At 61.2% G+C, this 21179-nt stretch carries 22 protein-coding genes; 4 read left to right on the forward strand and 18 right to left on the reverse strand.

Going from position 1 to position 21179, the window contains the following annotated elements:
* Window positions 1-12 precede the first annotated feature (12 nt).
* The 6 genes from M0654_RS07505 to M0654_RS07530 all read right to left on the reverse strand — a co-directional run bounded on the left by M0654_RS07505 (window position 13) and on the right by M0654_RS07530 (window position 5953).
* Window positions 13-1230 carry an ABC transporter substrate-binding protein gene (locus M0654_RS07505; protein WP_118851726.1) on the reverse strand — a complete coding sequence of 406 codons (1218 nt, stop codon included), beginning with the start codon at window positions 1228-1230 and terminating at the stop codon, window positions 13-15.
* Between the two features lie 57 nt (window positions 1231-1287).
* Complete coding sequence (gene leuD / locus M0654_RS07510) at window positions 1288-1902, reverse strand: 3-isopropylmalate dehydratase small subunit (RefSeq protein ID WP_118851727.1); 615 nt, start codon at window positions 1900-1902, stop codon at window positions 1288-1290.
* Window positions 1903-1911: 9 nt separating this feature from the next.
* Window positions 1912-3318, reverse strand: a complete 1407-nt coding sequence (gene leuC / locus M0654_RS07515; RefSeq protein ID WP_248682531.1) for a 3-isopropylmalate dehydratase large subunit — start codon at window positions 3316-3318, stop codon at window positions 1912-1914.
* Window positions 3319-3391: 73 nt separating this feature from the next.
* Entirely contained in the window at window positions 3392-4315 is a 924-nt protein-coding gene (locus M0654_RS07520) for a polysaccharide deacetylase family protein (protein WP_248682532.1), read from the reverse strand.
* The gene (locus M0654_RS07525) at window positions 4315-5274 is read right to left on the reverse strand and encodes a polysaccharide deacetylase family protein (RefSeq protein WP_248682533.1); all 960 of its coding nucleotides are present in this window, start codon (window positions 5272-5274) and stop codon (window positions 4315-4317) included. Before M0654_RS07525 ends, M0654_RS07520 begins: the two co-directional genes overlap by 1 nt.
* A gap of 1 nt (window position 5275) precedes the next feature.
* Window positions 5276-5953, reverse strand: a complete 678-nt coding sequence (locus M0654_RS07530; protein WP_118851730.1) for an isochorismatase family protein — start codon at window positions 5951-5953, stop codon at window positions 5276-5278.
* Window positions 5954-6167: 214 nt separating this feature from the next.
* Here M0654_RS07530 and M0654_RS07535 point away from each other — a divergent pair, with 214 nt between their 5' ends.
* Window positions 6168-6704 (forward strand): carboxymuconolactone decarboxylase family protein, encoded by a 537-nt coding sequence (locus tag M0654_RS07535; RefSeq protein WP_248682534.1) that lies wholly within the window; start codon window positions 6168-6170, stop codon window positions 6702-6704.
* A 13-nt stretch (window positions 6705-6717) separates the two neighbouring features.
* Here M0654_RS07535 and M0654_RS07540 read toward each other — a convergent pair whose 3' ends face one another.
* The 12 genes from M0654_RS07540 to M0654_RS07595 all read right to left on the reverse strand — a co-directional run bounded on the left by M0654_RS07540 (window position 6718) and on the right by M0654_RS07595 (window position 18050).
* Window positions 6718-7788 (reverse strand): HlyD family secretion protein, encoded by a 1071-nt coding sequence (locus M0654_RS07540; RefSeq protein WP_248682535.1) that lies wholly within the window; start codon window positions 7786-7788, stop codon window positions 6718-6720.
* 32 nt (window positions 7789-7820) lie between these two features.
* A complete protein-coding gene (locus M0654_RS07545; RefSeq protein ID WP_390919815.1) occupies window positions 7821-9380 on the reverse strand; it encodes an MFS transporter in 1560 nt (519 codons plus the stop codon).
* Window positions 9381-9522: 142 nt separating this feature from the next.
* Entirely contained in the window at window positions 9523-9978 is a 456-nt protein-coding gene (locus tag M0654_RS07550) for a MarR family winged helix-turn-helix transcriptional regulator (protein WP_248682537.1), read from the reverse strand.
* Window positions 9979-10109: 131 nt separating this feature from the next.
* Entirely contained in the window at window positions 10110-10556 is a 447-nt protein-coding gene (locus tag M0654_RS07555; RefSeq protein WP_248682538.1) for a MarR family winged helix-turn-helix transcriptional regulator, read from the reverse strand.
* Between the two features lie 97 nt (window positions 10557-10653).
* Entirely contained in the window at window positions 10654-11499 is an 846-nt protein-coding gene (locus tag M0654_RS07560; protein ID WP_248682539.1) for a CheR family methyltransferase, read from the reverse strand.
* 10 nt (window positions 11500-11509) lie between these two features.
* The gene (locus M0654_RS07565; RefSeq protein ID WP_118851737.1) at window positions 11510-12001 is read right to left on the reverse strand and encodes a chemotaxis protein CheW; all 492 of its coding nucleotides are present in this window, start codon (window positions 11999-12001) and stop codon (window positions 11510-11512) included.
* Window positions 12002-13696: a methyl-accepting chemotaxis protein gene (locus tag M0654_RS07570; protein ID WP_248682540.1), complete on the reverse strand. Its 1695-nt coding sequence runs from the start codon at window positions 13694-13696 to the stop codon at window positions 12002-12004.
* 36 nt (window positions 13697-13732) lie between these two features.
* On the reverse strand, window positions 13733-14227 hold the full coding sequence (locus M0654_RS07575; protein ID WP_248682541.1) for a chemotaxis protein CheW: 495 nt from the start codon (window positions 14225-14227) through the stop codon (window positions 13733-13735).
* A complete protein-coding gene (locus M0654_RS07580) occupies window positions 14227-16290 on the reverse strand; it encodes a chemotaxis protein CheA (RefSeq protein WP_248682542.1) in 2064 nt (687 codons plus the stop codon). The genes M0654_RS07575 and M0654_RS07580 overlap by 1 nt, the downstream gene beginning before the upstream one ends.
* On the reverse strand, window positions 16287-16655 hold the full coding sequence (locus M0654_RS07585) for a response regulator (RefSeq protein ID WP_118851741.1): 369 nt from the start codon (window positions 16653-16655) through the stop codon (window positions 16287-16289). The genes M0654_RS07580 and M0654_RS07585 overlap by 4 nt, the downstream gene beginning before the upstream one ends.
* A complete protein-coding gene (locus tag M0654_RS07590; RefSeq protein WP_248682543.1) occupies window positions 16652-16960 on the reverse strand; it encodes an STAS domain-containing protein in 309 nt (102 codons plus the stop codon). The genes M0654_RS07585 and M0654_RS07590 overlap by 4 nt, the downstream gene beginning before the upstream one ends.
* Window positions 16961-16982: 22 nt before the next feature.
* The gene (locus tag M0654_RS07595; protein ID WP_248682544.1) at window positions 16983-18050 is read right to left on the reverse strand and encodes an HD-GYP domain-containing protein; all 1068 of its coding nucleotides are present in this window, start codon (window positions 18048-18050) and stop codon (window positions 16983-16985) included.
* 297 nt (window positions 18051-18347) lie between these two features.
* Between M0654_RS07595 and M0654_RS07600 the strand changes: the two genes are divergently transcribed.
* From M0654_RS07600 to M0654_RS07610, 3 genes are read left to right on the forward strand one after another with little or no spacing between them, the layout of a single operon-like run.
* A complete protein-coding gene (locus tag M0654_RS07600) occupies window positions 18348-19433 on the forward strand; it encodes a LacI family DNA-binding transcriptional regulator (RefSeq protein WP_248682545.1) in 1086 nt (361 codons plus the stop codon).
* Between the two features lie 46 nt (window positions 19434-19479).
* Window positions 19480-20355, forward strand: a complete 876-nt coding sequence (locus tag M0654_RS07605; RefSeq protein WP_248682546.1) for a carbohydrate ABC transporter permease — start codon at window positions 19480-19482, stop codon at window positions 20353-20355.
* Window positions 20345-21178, forward strand: coding sequence for a carbohydrate ABC transporter permease (locus tag M0654_RS07610; protein WP_248682547.1), 834 nt, complete (start codon window positions 20345-20347; stop codon window positions 21176-21178). Before M0654_RS07605 ends, M0654_RS07610 begins: the two co-directional genes overlap by 11 nt.
* Window position 21179: the final 1 nt, after the last annotated feature.

A 21179-nucleotide genomic window follows, 5' to 3' on the forward strand; every position in this document is an offset into this window, starting at 1 on the left:
GGCGCAGAAGGATCAGTTCTTCGCCGGGATCGGGAAGACGGCTTCAGCGCTCGCATATTCCTTCGGGAACACGAGCTCGATCTTGTCGCCGCGGATCTGGGTGTTGACCGGCTGCGAGTTGACGTTGTCGCCGTTGACGAACTTGGTCGGACCGTAAGGCATGATGGAGCCGTCGAAGGTCGAGGCAGCAAGCGCTTCGATCATCTTCTGGCGGTCGTCGGAGGCTGCACGTTCCAGTGCATCGGCGATGACCTGAATCGTCGCGTAGGACACCATGATATCGTAGGTGAGGTCGAGCTTGGCGTCGGCCACCTTGGCGGCAAGTGCCTTCGACTCTTCCTTGGTCGGATCGTACCAGTGATTGCAGTCCATGACGTATTGCGCCACTTCCTGGTTTTCACGGACGAACTTGATGTTCGAAGCTGCACCGCCGAGGATGGAGTAGATCGCCTTCAGCTCAACGCGCTGCTGATTGAGCGCGCGCGCCATCAGCGTGTATTCGTTGAGGTAGTTCGACGGGATCAGGATGTCGGCCTTGGAAGCCTTCACGCGCAGCGCAATGTTGGAGAAGTCGCGCTGGGGCGTCGGGTGCGAGATGGTTTCAACGACCTCGATGCCCTGCTTCGGCAGCTCTTCCTTCATGATCTTTGCCATGTTGGAGCCGAACGGACCATCTTCGTGGACGATGGCAGCGGTCTTGACCGAGTTGCCGGATCCCTCGTTGAGAAGCTTGAGGTTGGTGAGAGCGACGCTGGTGCACTTGTTGACGCCCGGCGTGAAGCGGAAGACGTTCGGCAAGCCGCGCTGAACGATTGTTTCAGCGGTACCGATCGAGAACACCTGAGCAAGGTTGTGCTTGGCGGCGGCCTGCGAGGAGGCAAGACCAAGTGCGGAGGCAGTGGCGCCCGTGAAGGCGCAGGCGCCAGCCTGGACCAGCGTATCGACGGCGGAAGCAGCGGCTTCCGGGCGGCTCTGGGCGTCGACCACGACCAATTCGATCTTGGCGCCGCCCATGCTCTTGATGCCGCCCGCGGCATTGATGGCGTCGGCGGCAAACTTGGCGCCGGCCGCGCTCTGCGTGCCGTTATAGGCCAGGTTGCCAGTCAGCGGCTCAATGACACCGACCTTAACGGTCGCTGCCTGTGCGCGAAGGATGGATGGGGCTGCCAGAGTGGCGGCGATGGCGCCGGAGGCCTTCAACAGGTCGCGGCGATCAATTTTGAATGTCATCTCAGTTGCTCCCAGTTCTTATTTACGACGGCGAAGTGATACCCGCTGATCCGCCCGTCATCGGTCCAGCCAGGAATGAGAAGCGATCCGGTCCGTTTCGAAGGCCTTGATCTGCTCCATGTACGTGAAAGTCATCTCGATCTCGTCGAGCCCCTGCAGGATGCACTCCCTCGCAAATGCGTCGATGACGATCGGGTGGGTGCCGAGATTGCCCGGCAGCGTCACCTTCGACGCCGTCAGGTCAACGGTGACTTCTGCATCGGGGAAACGGGCGAGATGGTCAGCCAGCGCCTCGCAGTCCTCGACGGGCAGCCGGACCGGCACGACACCGTTTTTCAGCGCGTTGTTATAGAAAATGTCGCCGAAGCTTGGACCAATGACGGCGCGGACGCCATGATCGACCAAGGCATAGACAGCACCCTCGCGCGACGAACCGCAGCCGAAATTGTCTTCGACCAGCAGGATGGTGGCGTTTTCGGCACCCGGCTGGTTCAGCGGGAAGGACGGGTCAAGCTCGCCCTGCTCGTTGCGACGGATGTCATGGAACAGGAACTGGCCGTAGCCCTGCGCCCGGTCGGCCTTGAGGAAGCGGCCCGGGATGATCTGGTCGGTGTCGCAGTTGACGCCGGGGATAGCGACGACTTTTGACGTTTCTCGCGTGAAAGCTCTCATCATCGGCCCTCAGATCCGTCTGACATCGGTGAGACAGCCGCTGATGGCGGCCGCGGCTGCCATGGCGGGGCTAACGAGATGCGTACGCGCACCGGGTCCCTGCCGGCCGACAAAGTTGCGGTTCGAGGTGGATGCACAACGTTCGCCAGGCCCCACGACGTCGCCGTTAATGGCGGCACACATGGAGCAGCCCGATTCACGCCACTCGAATCCTGCCTCCTGGAAGGCTTGAGCGATGCCCTCGGCCTCGGCCTGTGCCTTCACTTGGGTGGAGCCAGGCACGACGATCGCGGGGATCACGGCCTTGCGGCCTTTCAGAACTGAGGCTGCGGCGCGAAGATCTTCAATGCGGCTGTTGGTGCAAGAGCCGATGAAGACTTTGTGGAGCTTCAGGCCATCGAGGGCGACCCCTGGCGTCAGCTCCATGTATTCAAGCGACTTGGCAACGGCCTTGCGCTTCTCCGAGCTTTCGAAGGCGGAAGGATCCGGCACGCGCCCGGTAATCGCTACAGCATCCTCTGGGCTGGTCCCCCAGGTCACCATGGGGGCAATCTCTGAACCGTTTAGCGTGACTTCCCTGTCGAATACCGCTTCATCATCGGTGACAAGTTCGCGCCAATGCGCAACCGCACGATCCCATTCCTGTTCCGACGGCGCGAATTTGCGACCTCGAACATAGGCAAAGGTAGTCTCGTCCGGCGCCACCATGCCGAACCGCGCAGCGGCTTCGATCGACATGTTGCACAGCGTCAGCCGCCCTTCGATCGACATGTCGCGCACGACCTGGCCAGTGAACTCGATCGCATGGCCGCCAGCGCCAGCCGCGCCGATCTTGGCGATCAGCGCCAGCATCACGTCCTTGGCAGTGACGCCTTGGCCAAGCACGCCGTCAATCGTGACGCGCATCGTCTTCGGCCGCGACTGCCATATAGTCTGGGTAGCAAGCACGTGGGCATTTTCCGACTGCCCGATACCGAATGCGATAGCGCCGAGCGCGCCTTGCGTGGAGGTATGGCTGTCGGAACAGACGATCATAAGGCCCGGCAGCGTGATCCCCTGCTCCGGCGCCATGACATGCACGATGCCCTGCTCGCGGCTGGAGATGCTGAAATGGCGCACGCCACCCCATTCCATATTCTCGTCGAACGTATCAATCATCCGGGCGATCGCCGGCGTGGCCGCATCGCTCGATTTGCGGCCGATCGTCGGAACGTAGTGGTCGGCAACGCCGAAGATCTGCTTCGGGCGACGCGGCTTCAGGCCACGGCGCTTCAGATCGGCAAACGCATGAAAACTGCCCTCGTGGATCATGTCCCGGTCGATATAAAGGAGCGAGGGACCGGAGGGATGGCGCAAGATCTCGTGCTCGTCCCAGATCTTGCCCAACATTGTGCGCGGTGCAGTTGCTTGCGCCATGGCGATGACTTCCTGTTGCTTCCTTGCGCCTTTCGGCGGCCAGCGCCCCAAAAGGACGCCAGCGTGACGAGCCTCAGCCCGCAGAGCGAAATGCCGCGCAGATTTCGCCTGCCGGCGCGTTCCAGACGCCTCCGTGCGAGAGGATGTAATCGAGCGCCTCGCGCAGATATTCGACGCGATAGGGCATGCCCGAGACCCAGCTGTGCAGCGGCAGGCTCATGATGCGGCCGCCGTATTCGGCGCTCTCACGATAAAGCACGTCGAAACGGTCTTTGACCTGCTGGACCCAATCCGCTTCCGACTGGAAGTACTCATCGGCGACGACGCGATCATCCGTCTCGTAGGCCATCGGCATCGCCACGATCGGGCCTGCCTTCGTACGCATCTCGTACGGCAGGTCATCGTTTGCCCAGTCCAGGCTGTAGGTGACGCCATTCTTCGCCAAGAGATCTGGTGTGTTGAAGCCCTGGGCGCGGCCCGGAGAAAGCCACCCTTCCACCTTTTGGCCGCTCGTTTCGCGCAGCAGGCGCAGCGCCTCGGCGATGATGTGGTTTTCCTCGTCTTCGGAGAGACCGGAATGGTGCACCTTGCCCATGTCGAGACCATGCGCGACGATCTCATGCCCGCCCTCAACGACCGCCTTCACCAGCGCCGGATAACGGTCAGCGATGATGCCGTTGATCGCGAAGCTCGTCTTCAACTGCTTTTCGGCAAGAAGCCGAAGAACACGGAAGATGCCGACGCGATTGCCGTAGTCGCGATTGGTGTAATAGCGGAAGTCTGGATAGGGCATCGACAAGGCGCCAGGGGCCTTGAAGGGCTTGGATGGCATGTCGAGCGGGAAGTGCTGGACATGCGTCACGATCGACAGCGCGATCCGTGCGCCGTTCGGCCATGCGATCGGCTTGCGCTTGAACAGGTCCGACCACTCGTACCGGTCGTGATCCATGCCGTAACGGCGTGCGGGATATTCAAGGTAGTTATCGGGCATCGACATCAGCGGATCCCCTTCTCGCTGGCATTGGCGGCATTGTGCGCTGCCATGGCAGCGTTCATGGTGTCGTAGGCGCCGCTGGCATGATAGGCTTCGGCAATCTCACGTCCGGTCGTTTGCCAGACCCCGTCATGGCTCGCGATGTACTCGATCGCCTCGGCAAAGGCATCGATGCGGTGCGGCTGCCCCACGAGGTACGGGTGGAGCGGGATGCACATCACCGTGCCGCTTTCGTCGCCTTCCTTGTAGAGCTGGTCGAACTGCCGCTTGATGATCTCGCCGTAGTGGCGGGGCGTCACCTTCTGCGTATTGTAGACGATGACGTCGTTCATCTCGAGCGAATACGGCATCGAGATGAGCTTGCCGGACTTCACCTTGACCGGCATCGGCTGGTCGTCATGGAACATGTCGCAGGTGTACTGGATGCCGGCTTCCGCCAGGATATCCATGGTCCAGAAATTGTTGGACAATGCGGGTGAAAGCCAGCCCGCCAGTTCCTGGCCGGTATGCTTGCGCACCGTCTCGAACGCATCGCGGATGATGGCGCGTTCCTGCTCGATGTCGAGGTTATAGACGTAACGCGTATTGTAGATGCCGTGCGAGAAGAACTCCCAGCCCCGATCAGCGCATGCCTTGATGATTTCCGGGTGGTGGTCACAAAGTGCAACGTTGAGCGATACGGAACCGCGGAAGCCGGCGCGGTCCATGGCGGCCATCATGCGTTGCCAGCCGGCACGGTTGCCGTAGTCGCGGTGGGAATACTGCAGCACGTCCGGGTTCGGACGCGCCCAGGGCGTGCGCGTCGGGTTGTTCGGGGGATCGTATTCGTAGAATTCGATGTTCGGCGCGATCCAGACGGCGATCCTCTTGTTGCCGGGCCAGACGATCTTGGGGCGGTTCGGCCAGGGCAGGTAGTCGTAGAGCCCCAGATCCGAACGCATTGGGTTCGCTTCGGCAGCCATCTCAGCGGGCCTCCGGCTGGTAGGCCTCGTACCAGGCAATCGCATCGGCAACCGGGATCACGTCGCCATACTTGACGGAGATGTCATAAAGGTTGGCGAAGTGCGGGCTCTCATGCTTGTCCGCCACGCATTCTTCCGGAACGATGACGCGGTAACCACGCGAAATTGCATCCACGACGCAGGCGCGTACGCAGCCCGAGGTCGAGCCGCCGGTGAGCACTACCGTGTCACATTGGTGCCAGACCATCAGCGACTGCAGGTTCGTTTCGTGGAATGGCGACGCCATCCGCTTGTTGATGATGATGTCCTTGACGCGGTCGATATCAAGCCGCGGATCGAACTCGGCGCGGCGCGAGCCAACCTTGATGTTCTGTAGCGAGTCCGGCGTGTCTGTGCGGGTGCCCCAGACGCCGCAGTCTTCGCCCGATTCCATGTAAGCCACATAGGTCCAGGTGATCGGCAGACCCTTCGCACGGGCAAGCCCGGCCAGCGTATTTACGTAGTCCAACTGCTTGGGATCGGTCTCGTAGGACGTCGCGAATTCACCGACGCGGGTGTAGGCGCACTGCAGATCGATATTGATCAGCATCGGCTTGCGGCCAAAACCGAACCGCTTGCGGGTTGGGTTCGCCTTGGCTTGCTCGTAGAGCTGGCGCGCGGTGAGCGATGACATTTCCATGAAAGACCTCCTGTGTATCGCCGCCCCCTCCGCAAATGCCTTTCCCGAGGCTGCCTCTCCGCGCGGAAGCGGGGTGTCGTATTTTTCCTATTGTTATCACTTTATATCATTTGTAAAGTCACTTTCGAAACGCGCTGACGGGTTTTCAGCAAGTGCTTTCCAGCGGTCAAATTGACGCGTAATTGGGCGGAGTGTTGCACAAAAGGAGGAACTGATGACGGAGTCACCCTGCCCGCCGATCTCTGATGCGGAGTGGCCGGAGAGCATTGCCGACATGCGCGATGGCTTCGCCGGTCAGCTCAATGTCTACCGCACCATGGCCCATCATCCGGCGCTTTTGCGCAGTTGGGCGCCGCTACGGCAACATCTGGTAAAGGACAGCGCGCTCGGCCCGGATCGCTCCGAGGTTGTGATCCTCAGGACCGGACATCGCCTAGGCTCGCGCTACGAGTGGGCGCACCACGTCCAAAGGGCGCGCGCACTGGGCTTTCCGGATGAACGGATTCGCGCCATCACGGCTATGCCGGAAGGGGAAGATGGGCTGATCGTGCGCGCGGTCGACGCATTGTTCGACCATCATCGCATTTCGCCGGAACTGGAGGCACAACTTGCGAGCGCAATCGGTCGCGAGGCTATCTTCGACCTGATTGCGACCTTAGGCTTCTATTCGGTCCTTGGCGGGATCCTGCTGACCTACGACACGCCGGTCGACACAGATATCGCCGATGCTCTGGAAGCGCGCCCTCTATAGGATTTCGGATGGCTCAGGGGTGGCCTATTGCCACCCGCTGGTCTCCTCGCTGCGCCACGTCGACGTTCGCAACAACCGACATTCCGGGCACGAGCCTGTCCATCAACGGTTGTTCCGGCTGGATGGAGATCCGCACCGGGATTCGCTGCGCAATCTTGGTGAAGTTGCCGGTGGCATTGTCGGCCTTGATGACAGAAAATTCCGAGCCCGTGGCTGGCGCGAATCGTTCGATCGTGCCGGTGAACGGCTGATCGCCGAGCGCATCGACCGTGAACTTGACCTGCTGCCCCGGCCTCATGTCCCGTAGCTGGGTTTCCTTGAAGTTCGCGACAACCCAGACGGTTTCCGGCACGACCGAGGCGATCTGCGTTCCCACGGAAACATACTGACCAAGCCGGGCAGTCACCTCACCCAGCGTCCCGTCCTGCGGCGCAACGATGCGGGTGTTGGCTAGATCAATCTCCGCCAGTTTGACGGCGGCCCTGGCACTTTCGACATTGGCCTCAAGCGTGCGACGGCTTACGATCGTGGTATTGAGATCCTGTTCCGCCACCTTTAGAGCCGCCTCCGCCTGATGGACGGCGGCTGTCGCCTGATCTAACGCTGCACGGTTTTTTTCCGCCTCGCTTTCGGAAGCAATGTTCTTCTCCAGCAGTGTCTCGGTGCGCCTGTAGGCGGCCTTTGCTGCCGTCAGCGTGGCCTGGGCACTTTCATGGGCTGCCTTCGCCGACTCGATCTTGGCTTCATCGGACCGGCGTGTTTGCTCGGAATTGGCCAAGGTCGCTTCTGCCGAGGCGAGCGTCGCCCGGGCTTGCTCCAGCCGCTGCGCGTAAATCCGGTCATCGATCTTGGCGATGAGGTCTCCCTTGTGGACCTTCTGATAGTCCTGAACCGGAACATCCGTCAGGTATCCCGCGAGTTGCGGACTGAGCAGCGTCACCTGGCCCCGCACATAGGCATCATTGGTCGTTTCGATCGAGCCGTGGAACGGTGGCAGGTTCCAGGTGTAGAGCACGAGGACCACGCCTGCGGCGCCGACGAGAAGGGCGACATATGTCGCTATAGATCTGAAAATGTTCGGCATCTTTTTGTTCTACTCAAATGATGGATATGAGATCAGGCCGCCTCGGCGGCTTGCCTCGACAGGGTAAAGCGGACACGGTTGCGCCAGGCCACGTGGATCAACAGGCACGCCAGTGCGACGAGCGCCAGGTAGGTCGTCAGCAGGAACGAGTCGTTATACGCCAGGGCGTAAGCCTGCTGTTGCACCTGGCGGACAAGGAGCGCGGCTCCCTGCGTTGTCTGTTGCGTTGGATCGGTCAGCACCCGTGCATAGGCGCCTCCGAGTTGCCTCAGCCGCTGCGCAACCTGCGGATCGGTCGAGACGAGATCAGACACAAGCCGCACCGAATGGAACTGCTCGCGCCATGTGACGAACGTGCCGTAGAGCGCGCTGCCGAGATAACCGCCGACCTTCTGCGTCACCAGGAAGACGATGAGGAAGGAAAGGATGTAGCTCGGTCCGCGCTTCAGGGCCGCTCCCATGCCGATGGCAAGGGCCGGCGGCAGGAAAAGGCCGCTCGCGAAGCTGACAAGCAACTGGCTCGCATACATCTGTTCTGGACGCGTCAGAATCGTTGATTGGCTGTCCATATAGGCGCCAACCGCAAGCAGAAGCAGCGCGACGGCATGAATCATCGGCTCTCGGCCGGGCTTCATGATCAGAGCGCAAATCGCGCCGGAAATCACAGCGCCAATGATCATGACCCAATAGAGGCCCGCGATCTGTTCGTTGAGCATTCCGAGGTTACGCAGGAAGGCGACGGCACCGCTCGATTGCTCCGAAAGTGCCACCCGGAACACCAGGAGCGCGCCGGTGAAATGAAGAATTTCTCGTGACGTTACCCACCGGATGTCGACGAGATGTGTCTTGCGGTTGAGCTCGATGACCGCGAAGATCAGCGAGGAGACGATGCCGGTGATGATCAGCCAGGCAAGCCAGTCGGCATCCGTCCACCAGTAGATCCGCCCGACCGTCAAAGCGACCGCGAAGGACCCGAGGCCAACGGCGAGGAACAGGTAGCTCACGATGTCGAGGCCGCTGATAACTTTCGCCCGAGGCACCGAGTTCAGCGGCAGCAGATAAACCAGCGCCAGGGAAATCATCGCCACCCCCATCTCGACGAGGTAAAGGGCGTGGTAGTCTCCCAGATCAAGAAGCGAGGGCGAGATCAGGCCTGTGACCGGCGTGGGCAGGGCAAGTGCCGTCAAGGCGATGCAAAGCCCCACATTCAACTTCTTCTGAGGCGGAATTGGCTCCAGGATATAAAGGAAGGCGAGCGACGAGATAGGCGCTGCCGCGGCACCTGCAACAAAACGCATTGCGAGGTTGCTGTTGAAGTCGCCCACCCACAAGTGTCCGACACAGACCAGGACGTAAACGGCAATTGCCGCTTCGGCGAAGTTGCGCAGCCCATATTGGGCGCGAACCTTGAACAGCAGCAGCGTCAGGCTGGCGTTCGGAAACAGGTAGGCTGCCATCAGCCAGGTCGCTTCCGTCTGCGTCAGGTCCATCGGACCGGCAATCTGCTGCAGGTTCGTGGAGATGAAGCTGAGGCCGAGCCCCTGCGTCAGCGCCAGGAGCACGCCGGTCATGATATAGACAAGCGTCAGCATCGCAGATTTCGGCACAAAAGCAGGCGTTGCTGCGGGTGCCGGAGGCGGAGGAGCAACACCCGCCTCGCGCACCTCCTCGAGCGCGGGTGGCGGGGAAATCTCCTTCCGCTCGCTCCAGCTTTCCGGTTCTCTCAGAGCAGCTTCATTTGGTGACACTGTCGCCGCTCCAATCTCCAAGACGGGCCGAGACCTTCTCCAGAAGATCGATCGCCGACTGCAGTTCCTGGGTGTCGATGTCGGAGAACAGATGCATGCGCAGTTGCAGACCGATCGATTTCACAAGCTCGGCCTGCTCCTTGCCGTGCTCGGTCAAGGCAATCAGCTTTACGCGGCGGTCGTTCGGGTCTGCACGCCGCTCGATCAGGCCGTTCTCTTCCATCCGGTCGAGCAGGCGCACGATCGTCGCCTGCTCGAGCTCCAGCTCACAGGCGAGTTCCGTCTGCGTCACGTTTTGTTTCTTTGCCAGCCGCAGCAGGGTGCGGGCACGCGGATAGGTCAAGCCGTGAGCTGTCACACCCTGGTTGAAGGCGGTGCGGATCTTGCGGCTCGCCTTGTTCAGCGATTCCAGCAGTTCCGAACTGATGGCGTCATTTTTCATGGCTCACCTACTATTAGTGTGCTAACTAAATAGGTGACCCTGAGGCATGTTCAAGGTTTGGTAACCACGAGGTGAACAGCGGGTTCACCCCAGCTTAGCGCTGGTGGTGTACGGAGATAAGACGGACCGGCTCAACCGGCCGGCGGCATGTCTGAAAAATTCTGCGCTACCGTCTGCAGGATCTTGTCAAGGTCCTGGATCTGTTTGTCGCTCAGGTTCCGCTTCGACATGGCGTCGAACTGCTCGGCAAACGGGATCAGCTGTGCGGCGACCTCACGCCCGCGCGACGTAATGTCGATCTGCACAATGCGGCCGTTCTCGGAAGTGCGTTCACGTGTCACGAGGTCCAACCGCGTCATCGTGGTGATCTGTCGCGACAGCGTCGACGGATCGACCTCAAGCGATCTCGAAATGGTGTTCAACGTGTGTGGTCCGGGGTTCCTGACCAGGATGACCAGCACGCGATACATGGGCAGAGTGATGCCAAAGGGTGTAAGCCGGAGCGCGAACTGCGCTTCGATCTCGTCGCCGAGCCGGATCAGCTTGTGGATCAGCATGCCGGCGAAAGGGTACTGCATGAACAATCCTCGATCCGTGGAACTTGAACCGGACCTATCCGGCTTGCTCCGCTTGCGTCAAGCGGGGCCGTGGGTTTGCCCGCCAAACCTTTGAGCGTCAGGCCTTCACGAAGACGGTGTTGGCGACCTGCCGAACGGGCAGATTCATTCCGGCGATCGATTCCGAGTGCCCGATGAACAGGTAGCCTCCCGTCAGGAGACAATCGCACAGGCGGGATAGAACTGCCTGCTGGGTCGGCTTGTCGAAGTAGATCAGCACGTTGCGACAGAAGATCATGTGCATGGGATCGCCCACTGCATAGGCATGATCCATCAGGTTCAGCCGGCCGAACCCGACACGGCTGCGCAGCTTCGGGCTGATCCGCCGATCGATACGGTGCCGATCCAGGGGCTGCATCACATATTTCGCAGCAAGATGCGGCGGAACGGGTGCGAGGAAGGGTGCGTCGTAGACGGCGCGCTGCGCCTGTTGAAGGATCTCGGTGCTGAGATCCGTCGCAAGGATTGTGTAGTTATCCACTTGGCGCGCCGCGACTGCCTCTTCAAGCAGCATGGCGATCGTATAGGGCTCCGCCCCCGATGAGCAGGCGGAGCTCCAGATCCTCAGGTTGCTATAGCCCTGCGCTACCAGATTCGGGATGACGTCATTCTGCATCACCTCGAAATGCCTTGGTTCGCGGAAGAAGTCGGTCTTGTTGGTTGTGACCGCGTCGATGAAATAGACGTGCTCGCGTTCCGCCCCCTCGCCGAAAAGGTAGTCGCAGTAGTCCCGGAAGCTTTTCATCCCCGTAGCCCGGAGGCGCCGGCGCAGACGCCCCTCGAGCATGGTGATCTTGTTCGACGGCATCTTGATGCCGCTGTAACGGTAGATGAACTCCGCCATCCGGTTGAAGGTGGCGAGGTCCAGGGCTTCTGGTTCGAACGCGTGGGCGGTTCCGGGCATGACTGTTCTCTTAGGCGACGAGGTCGATGGGTGATGTGATGACCGCGTCGCGTTCGACCTGCGTGAACAGCCGGGCGAGATCGACGATCACCACGAAGCCCTGTTCTTTCAGGATGACCCCGGCGATGTAGTCCGACGGCCAGCTGACGCCGACTTCCGGCGGTGGGCCGATGGTGGAGAGATCGAAGGTGGCGACCTCGAACACCTTGTCGGCAACGAGACCGAGGGGGAGCGAGCGCTCCCCGAGCGGCACGTCGAGCACGAGAATGCGGGTATCCTGCGTCCTCACTGTCGGTTCCATGCCGAGCTTCAGCCGCAGGTCGATCACCGGGACCCCCTGGCCGCGCACGTCCTTCAAGCCGAGAAGGAAGTTCGGACCCTGGGGAAGCCGGGCCGGCTCGTCATGGTCAAGGATTTCCCTGACCACGCCGACCGGCACGGCGAACACCTGGCGGTCGAGGCTGAAGGTGACGAACTGACCTTCACCTGTGAGCGCTGACATTTATGCGCTCTCCCGGAAGTCACGATCTTCACCATCGGGTCCACCCATGGACAGATCAAGCGCAAAGCCCTTGGCGCGTGCCTGCTGGGCGGCAACCGTGCTTGCAGGTGCCTGGGGACGCGGGGCGGCGCGAACCGATGCGGCGGTCGGGGTGGCACGGGCAGCCTTGGCACGCGGGGCAGCAGCGGCCTTGGTTGGCTGGCCGCCATTGATGCGGAAGAAGGAGATCGATGCCTGCAGTTCTTCGGCTTGGGCGGCGAGCTCTTCCGAGGTTGCCGACATCTCTTCGGATGCACCGGCATTCTGCTGGGTCACCTTGTCGAGCTGCTGGATGGCTTCGTTGATCTGGCTGGCGCCGATGTCCTGCTCCCGGCATGCGGCCGAGATCTCGGACACCAGTTCCGCCGTCTTGCGAATATCGGGCACGAGGCGGCTCAGCATGTCGCCGGCATCTGCAGCCGCCTTGACGGTATCACCCGACATCTGGCTGATCTCGGCGGCAGCCGACTGGCTGCGTTCGGCAAGCTTGCGGACTTCGGAAGCAACGACTGCAAAGCCCTTGCCATGTTCGCCGGCGCGTGCAGCTTCAACAGCGGCATTGAGGGCGAGTAGGTCGGTCTGGCGAGCGATCTCCTGGACGATCGAGATCTTGTCGGCGATGATGCGCATGGCTTCAACGGCACGATTGACGGCGTCGCCCGAGTTCTCGGCATCCTTTGCCGATTCGCGGGCGATCTTCTCGGTCTGTGCGGCGTTATCAGCGTTCTGCTTGATGTTGGCGGCCATCTCTTCCATCGAAGCGGAGGCTTCTTCGGCGGCAGAGGCCTGTTCGGTGGCACCCTGGCTGACCTGTTCGGACGCGGACGAAAGCTGCTGGCTGCCTGCAGAGACATTGGAAGAGGCGGTCAGTGCGTCACCGACAACACCCCGCAGGCGCTCGATCATCTCGTTGACATGACCCAAGAGCTCGCCGATCTCGTCACGGGTGCTGATCTTGACGCTTTCGGTCAGGTTGCCTTCGGCCACACGGCGCACGGCAGACACAGCCTGACCCAGGCCACGGCTCACCGAGATCGACAGCCAGGTCGCAGCGACAATGGCAATGACCAGTGCAATAGCGGCTGCAGAGATCAAAAGCGTGCGGGTTTCGTTGTATTGGATCGTGCCCTGCTCAACCGCAAGATTGACGTTGTTCTGGGCGAATTCCTGCATCTCAACGATGAGGGTACGGATTTCCGGACCGAGCTGGAGCAGCGGACCATTGGAGATTTCGATCGCCCGCATCTTGTTGCCCTGCGTATGGGCAGTAATCATTTCCTGCGAATGTTGCTTGAACGTACCGGCAACCTCCAGGAGCTTCTGCCACTGCGGCTTGATGCCTTCCGGAGCGGTCGCAACACCTTCCTTGATCCGGTCTTCCATCTTGGCGAAGCGTTCTTCGCCCGACTTATAGTAGTTCGTCGCGGCCGTAAGATCGTCGGCGAGAAGCGCGTTCTTCTGGGCCCGAACCACTTCAGCCTGGTCAGCATTGATATCCTTGGCCAGCATCAAGCGCATGTTGGGTCCCTGAAGCATGTCCTGGAAGGCGTTGTTCAGGTTGCCGAGGCTGAGGATGCCGTAGAAGGCGATCCCCACGAGGAGGAGGAGTACGGCCGCGAATGATGCGGCGAGTTTGAGTTTGATCGTCATACGCACGATTGGGATCCTTTGTTTGGAAAGTGTTTGGCAGGCTCAGCTGCGGGTATCGTTTGAAGCGAAGATCGCCTGGAGGTCGGGAACGATGATGAATTCACCGTTGCGCTTCACGAGGCAGTGGATGTAGTCGGGGCGCCAGCGCATGCCGACGCTGGGCGGCGGCTCGCTGGCCGCCCGCATCAGGTTGGTCACCTCGTGGACGCGGTCGGTCATCAGCCCGACCAGCACCTCCTCGCCATGGAGGGTGAGCGCGATGACGACGATGCGGCTGTCGATCGTCGGCTCGCGTGGCTCCATGCCGAACGGCAGGCGGATATCGGCAAGCGGGATGACCCGGCCGCGGAAGTTGATGATGCGGCCGGCAAAGGCCGGTGCACCGGGCACGACGGTGGCCGGCACGAGGTCGAGGATCTCGCGCACCACGGCGGCCTCGAGCGCAAAGATCTCGCCATTGAGGTCGAAGGTGAGGACTTCGAGCTGCTCGCGGTTTTGCCACGGCGTCTCGACGGGAAGCTGTTGTACCGTTTGCATCAAACTGCGGCGCGAAGACGCGCCTCCTCCTGTTGGCCAAGTGTGACGAGGTGGACGACATCCAGGATGAGCGCGAGATTGCCGTCGCCCAGGATCGTGGCGCCCGAGAAGCTGTCGATGTCGTGGTGAAGCGGCGACATCGACTTGATCACCGTCTGGTGGTCGCCGATGATCTGGTCGACCACCAGGCCGACCCGTTCTGCTCCGGTGGAGACCACCACCACCTTCTGGTGCAGCTCCGGCTGGGTGCCGGTGTCAAAGATCTCCCGCAAGCGGATGAAAGGCACCAGGCTGTCGCGCAGCGAGATGAAGCTGCGGCCCCGCGAGCGCAGGTCCTCGTCGAGCGAAAGTTCAAGGCATTCCTCGACCGAAGACAGCGGAATGACGTAGCGGCCGCTGCCGACCCGCACCAGCAGACCATCGATGATTGCCAATGTGAGCGGAATGCGCAGCGCGATGGTCGAACCCTTGCCGTCCTCGCTCTGCACGTCGATGCTGCCGCGCAGCGCCTCGACCGACTTCTTCACCACATCCATGCCGACACCGCGGCCGGACAGGTTGGTGATCTTGGCCGCCGTCGAGAAGCCGGGCTGGAAGATCAGTTGCAGCAGTTCCTGGTCGCTCAAGGCTTCACCGGGATGAATAAGGCCGCTGGATTCCCCCTTCGCCCGCACCCTTTGTCGGTCGATGCCGCGGCCATCGTCGCGGATCATGATGATCACCTCGCCACCCGCCTGCTGGGCTGACAGCGTGATGCGGCCGGCTTCCGGCTTGCCAAGCGCGCGACGATCTTCAGGCCGTTCCAGCCCGTGATCAACGGAGTTGCGCACCAGGTGGACGAGCGGATCGGCCAGCCGCTCGATCACCGTCTTGTCGACTTCCGTGGTTTCCCCTTCGGTGACGAGATCGATCACCTTGCCGGTCTCGCGCGACAGGTCGTGGATGAGGCGGCGGAACCGGCCGAACAACTGGGTGATCGGCACCATGCGCAACATCATCATCGTGTCGCGCAATTCGTTGGACAGCCGTTCGATGTCTTCGGACACGGACCGAAGCGGAATATCGGCCGAGGACGAAGCAAGCTGCGACAGCCGCGACTGGGCAATCACCAGCTCACCGACACGATCCATCAGCTCATCGAGACGTTCTGCCGGAACCCGGACATTCTCGCTCGGCTTGGTGTCGTGGATGCGTGATACCTTCTCGACAGGTGTCGCCTCGGCCTCATTAGGCTTGTGCTTGAGGTTGGGCTTGACCGCAGGAGCGGCAACAGCAGCTGTTTCATCCGAGGCTGCCTCGGCCACCGCTTCAGCCGCGGTCTCTGCAACGACGGTCCTGGCAACCTCGGTGACCTCCAGTTCCATCTCGTCGAGTACGAAGATGAAGACGTCATCGATAGCCTGGCGTGTTTGCCTTGTCGTCAGTTCCACCGTCCAGCCAATGTAAAGCTGGTCAGCCTCGATCTGGTCGAGCGGCGGCACCAGCGAAAGGTCGGCTGCAACGACGGCAGGCCCAAGCTCGCGCAGCTCGTTCAGCAACCCGACTGGGTTGGTGCCATTGACCATGGCATTGGCCGGCAGCCGGAAGGTCAGCTTGAAGCTGGTCTCGACAGGACCGCGCGGCTTTGCCGGCGCCGTCGCTTGTGACTGCGCCAGCGATAACGCTGCGCCATCCGGCTGGTTGCCTCCAGCGCCATCAACGGCCGCGTTCAACTGCGCCAGCAGTCGCTCGCCGGTCACGTCGTCCTTGCCGGATGGATCATCCACCAGCGCCCGCATATGGTCGCGGGCATCGAGAACAGCCGACACCAGCGCATTGGTGGCCGGGACCTCGCCCTTGCGGACCCGGTCAAAGGCGGTCTCGCAATGGTGGGTAAAGGCGGCAAGCGCATCGAAGCCGAACATTGCGCCCGAACCCTTGAGCGTGTGCAGGCCGCGGAACACCGCGTTGATCAGGTTCTTGTCGTCAAGGTCGTTCAACAGGTCGAGCAGGCCGTTCTCGATCTGCTCGAGCAGTTCCCCCGCTTCCACACGAAAGACCTGGACTGGATCAGGAGTACTCATTTGCCCAATACCTTCCGTACGATTGTGACCAGCCGCTCCGGATCGAAGGGCTTGGTCATCCAGCCGGTGGCACCGGCCTGTTTGGCGCGCGCCTTCAAGGCGCCGTCGGATTCAGTGGTCAGGAAGATCATCGGCAGGCCCGCCTGCGACGGCAGCTTGCGCACTGCCTCGATCATCTCCAGACCGTTCATGTTCGGCATGTTGAGGTCTGTGACCACGAGGTCGAAGGCGCCGTTGCAGATCTTGTTCAGTCCGTCCTGGCCATCGACTGCCTCGGTCACCTGGTAACCGGCATTGGATAGGGCAATGGTCGTCGTCATCCGCACGCTGGCGGAATCATCAACCGCAAGGATACGGGCGCTCATGGCTGGGTCCCCTCGCATCGCCAGAAGGCTTGCGCCTCCGGTCCCAGACCCGCCGCCTGCACCAGGCCCAGCAGGTCGTCATCGGCCGGTGCTGCAAGCGACAGCGTCCCACCATTGCGGGCCGCATAGATTCGCGCCGCCTCAACCAGTTGCACGAAGCTCAGGTCGACATTGGCGGCCTTCGGCAGCCGAAGCGACAGCGAGGCATGCTGCTGCAGTGCCTCCAGGATCATCTGCTTCAGGGCAGACGCCTGGCGGATCGTCAACGGTGGAGGAATATCAAGGTCTGCAGGGGCAGAAGACATGGTTGTTTCTCTTCTCATGGGTCTAGGCGGCCGCGCTACCAAGCGCTGGCCCGTTGAAACTCGCCGCAACCGGCAAAAAACGCTCCGCAATCGCACACCAACTTCGAAGGAAAGCAGCAACACAGCTTGGGTCGAACAGCGTTCCGGCGCCGGCAAGGATCTCGTCCTTCGCCTTTTCCAGTGGCCATGCGGGTTTGTAAGGTCGCTCGGCACAGAGTGCCTCGAAGACATCGGCGACGGCGGCGATGCGCGCTTCGAGCGGAATGGCAGCGCCAGCCAAGCCGGCCGGATATCCGGAACCATCCCAGCGTTCGTGGTGACCGCGCGCGATGATCTCCGCGGTGCGCAGTGGCTCATTGTCAGCGTTTTCGAGGATCTTGACGCCGATTTCGACGTGGCACTGCATCAGCGCGTATTCTTCTGGCGTCAGGCGGCCCGGCTTTGACAGGATTGCATCGGGAATTCCAATCTTGCCGACGTCATGGAGCGGCGCCGCAAGGTAGATCGTGCGACAAGTCTCCGGTGGCAGGCCAAGTTCCTGCGCGATCAGGAAACAGATCATCGCCATGCGGGACATATGTTCGCCGGTCTTGCCGTCGCGGGCATCAACGGCGCGCGCAAGCCGCCAGAGGATCTCCTCTTCCCGCTGCTCGAGCGCCAGGTTGGCGAGAGAAACGGCGCCGTCGAGCATCTGGGCGCGTTCGCAGATCTCCAGATGGGCGCGACGCAAGGCAAGCAGGTTCCGGACGCGGGCGAGCAACTCAATGGCATCAATCGGCTTGCGCAGGAAATCGGTAACACCCGCTTCAATCGCGCGGCGGTGGATATCGGCGTGACCATTGGAGGTGATCATCACCAGGGGCACGGCGGCGTAGGCCGGCATCTCCCGAAGACGGCGGATGACGTCGATCCCGTCCAGGTCGGGCATCAGGTAATCGGAGATGACAAGATCAAACTCGATCGTGGTCGCATCGACCAACGCGTCCCAGCCGGACTGATAGGCGTGTAGTTCAACATCATCGAGCGACCGCAGATGGCCCTGCAGGGCAACGAGTGCCGAATGGCTGTCATCGATGAGGGCAATACGCATGAGGTTCTCGGGACGCGGCGGAAACAAGCGGTCAGTGAGGGACGCATCATGCGGCTTCAACAATTGCATTTACAACAATTGCTGAGCCAGCTTTTGCGCCTCAAATATTACCAGAAGGTTTAAACGCCACTGTCGGGTATTTCCCTTGAGGTTGTAGTTAACCGTGAGTTGCGCGCCTCTGCGCGGCGCCTGTGTCACGCCGCAGAAACTAAAGCTGGTGCCCTATCAAAATTCCGCTTGCATAACCGCGCCCACCTGTTAAACGTTTTACTGTAAAACGTTTAACAGGTGGGCGCGGTGACACGAAAAAGGGCGACGCTGAAGGATGTTGCCGATCGGGCAGGAGTTTCGATCGCCACCGTCTCCAATGTGTTTACCGGGCGCAAAGCGGTGAATGACGAGCTGCGCGTGCGTGTCGAACGGGCTGCCAAGGAGCTCTCTTTCCAGATCGACCGCGCCGCCTCCCAGCTGAAATCGGGCAAGGCGCGCGTGGTTGGCGTTCTTGTTCCAGATCTCGATGATACCTTCTTCACCTCCCTCATCTCCCGCATCGAAGTGATGGCGCTCGAGGAAGGTTATGACGTCATCGTCGCAAGTTCACGCGATGACCGGCAGTTGGAAGAGTCGCGGTTGCATACCCTGCTCGGCTGGCGTCCATCCGGCATCATAGCCGTCCCCTGCTCCGACACCGTCCCCGCGATCCTGGCGCGTGAAGTGGCCCGGTTGCCGACGGTGCTTGTCGACCGTGTCGTTCCCGAAGCTGCGACCGCCGATACCGTGACAATCGACAATTTCGGAGCCGGTCAGATTGCTGGTCGATATCTTGTGGAGATGGGCCATTCAGACATCGCGTTGGCCGCCTCGCATCTCGACATCGCACCGATCCGCGAGCGCGTCCGCGGCGCGGTCTCGATCGTCCAAGAAATGACGGGCAAGGAGCCCGTCGCCGTCGCATTGGGATCCAACGCCGAGCGTGGGGCCGACATCTTTGCGCATTGGTTGGAGCGGCATCCGCTTCCCTCTGCCGTCTTCGCGCTGACCAACGTGACGACGCTTGCCGTTCTGACGGCGCTTGCGCGGCAAAGGATCGACATCCCCGATCAGGTCTCGCTCATAGCATTCGACGATTATACCTGGATGAGCGCCCGCAAAACGGCATTGACCGCCATCCGGCAGCCGGTTGACGACATAGCGCGCCTCGCATGGGAACGGCTGCAGATGCGAATGGAGGGCGACACCTCCCAGCCGAAGCCAAGCATCCTCAGCACAACGCTGCAAGTAAGAGATTCCACGCGCCGGATTGCTCGCGCAGGCGACGAGGAGCCTGCCGTTGCAGAACAAGGATCGGCTGCCGCGGGAGAACGGCGAAACAGCATCCACTAGGCAGCCTAGTGGCGACACATGAAATGCCCTTCTGGGAGGAAGTAGTTTGCGTTTGAACAAGATCACCGAAGCGATACCGTTTCTGGCGCCGGTACAGATACTGATCCTCAGCGTCATCGTCATACCGTCGCTGTACGTCATCTGGCTTAGCCTCAATGCCTCGAGCTTCGGACAATCGGCGACCTTCGTTGGTCTGGATAACTACATCCAGGTGCTTAGCGATCCGGCGTTTCTCCGGGCGCTTGGCAACACGGTAATGATCGTCATCTTCGCCGTGCATCTCGAACTGGCGCTGGGTCTCGGCATGGCGCTGCTGTTTGCAAGCGGACTGCCGGGCCGCCGTTTCCTGCTCGTCGCGGTCCTTGCACCTTATGCGGTGAGCGAAGTGATTGCGGTCGCCATGTGGCGGTTTCTCTTCGACCCGGATGTCGGCCCCGTCACAGCCATGCTGTCTTGGCTTGGCCTGCCGATGCTAGACTGGTCTTTCGAGCCGTCGCACGCGCTGATCATGATCGGCTTGCTCACCATTTGGCTCCACCTGCCCTTCACCTTCATCATCCTTTACGCTGCGCGCCTAGCCATTCCCAAGGATCTCTACGAGGCGGCCCGCATCGATGGCGCGACACCGTTCGACGCGTTCAAAAAGGTGACGATGCCGCTTCTTGGACCAGCAATCGTAGTCGCTCTCCTGTTCCGTTACATCTTTGCTTTCCGCATCTTCTCAGAAGTCTGGCTGATGACGCAGGGAGGGCCGGCCCGCTCGACCGAGGTGGTGGCCGTCTACCTTTACCAGGAAGCCTTCAGCTACAACGCCTTTGGTACCGCGGCCGCGACCGCCTGGATCATGGTGCTCGCGTCGCTGCTTCTCGCAACCGGTTATGTTTTCCTTCTCCGCAAGCAGGTGGCCGGCAATGCGCACTAAGAAGCTCGCCATCGGTATCGGAAAAGCCATCGCTGTCGTCTCCATCCTGGTATGGTCGCTGTTCCCGATCGGCTTCATCGTAATGTCTTCGCTGAAACCGGGTCAGGATATCTTCGCGGTGCCGCCGAAGTTCGTCTTCTCGCCCACGCTGCAGCACTATGTGCAGCTTTGGAACGGCTGGGGTGTGTTCTTCGGCGGGTTGCTGAACAGCACCATCATTACCGCTGGGGCGACCATCATTGCGATCACTGCCAGCACGGCCGCCGGTTATGTTTACTCACGCTACAGCAGCCGCATGCTGAACGCGAGCGTGATGTTCCTGATCATCGTGCGCCTCGTCCCGCCGATCGTCGTGACCTTGCCGCTCTTCCCGATCATCAACGCGATCGGCCTCAACGACACCCATATCGTGCTGATGGTGCTCTACGCGACGTTCTTCGTGTCGCTCGGCACGGTGCTGATGCGCACCTTCATTGACCAGATCCCGCGCGAACTGGACGAAGCAGCTCAGATCGACGGCGCCGGCCGCATGACGATCTTGCGCCGGGTCATCGTGCCGCTCGCCGCACCGGGCATCCTGGCCGTTGCCGTCTTCGTTGTTGTCTTTGCCTGGAACGAGTTCCTGTTCGCCTTCATCTTCACCGGCACCAACGCAAAGACTGCGCCGCTGGTGATCTCCGAGATGATCGGCTCGATCGATGGGGTGGACTGGGGCGTCCTTTTCGCAGCCTCGACGGTCCAGCTTATCCCCGTGCTGCTCTTCGTCATCTTCATGAACCGTTATCTCGTCGCCGGCCTGACGGCAGGCGCGACCAAGGGGTGAC

The sequence above is a fragment of the Neorhizobium turbinariae genome, assembly GCF_023223505.1.
GTDB classification, from domain to species: domain Bacteria; phylum Pseudomonadota; class Alphaproteobacteria; order Rhizobiales; family Rhizobiaceae; genus Neorhizobium; species Neorhizobium turbinariae.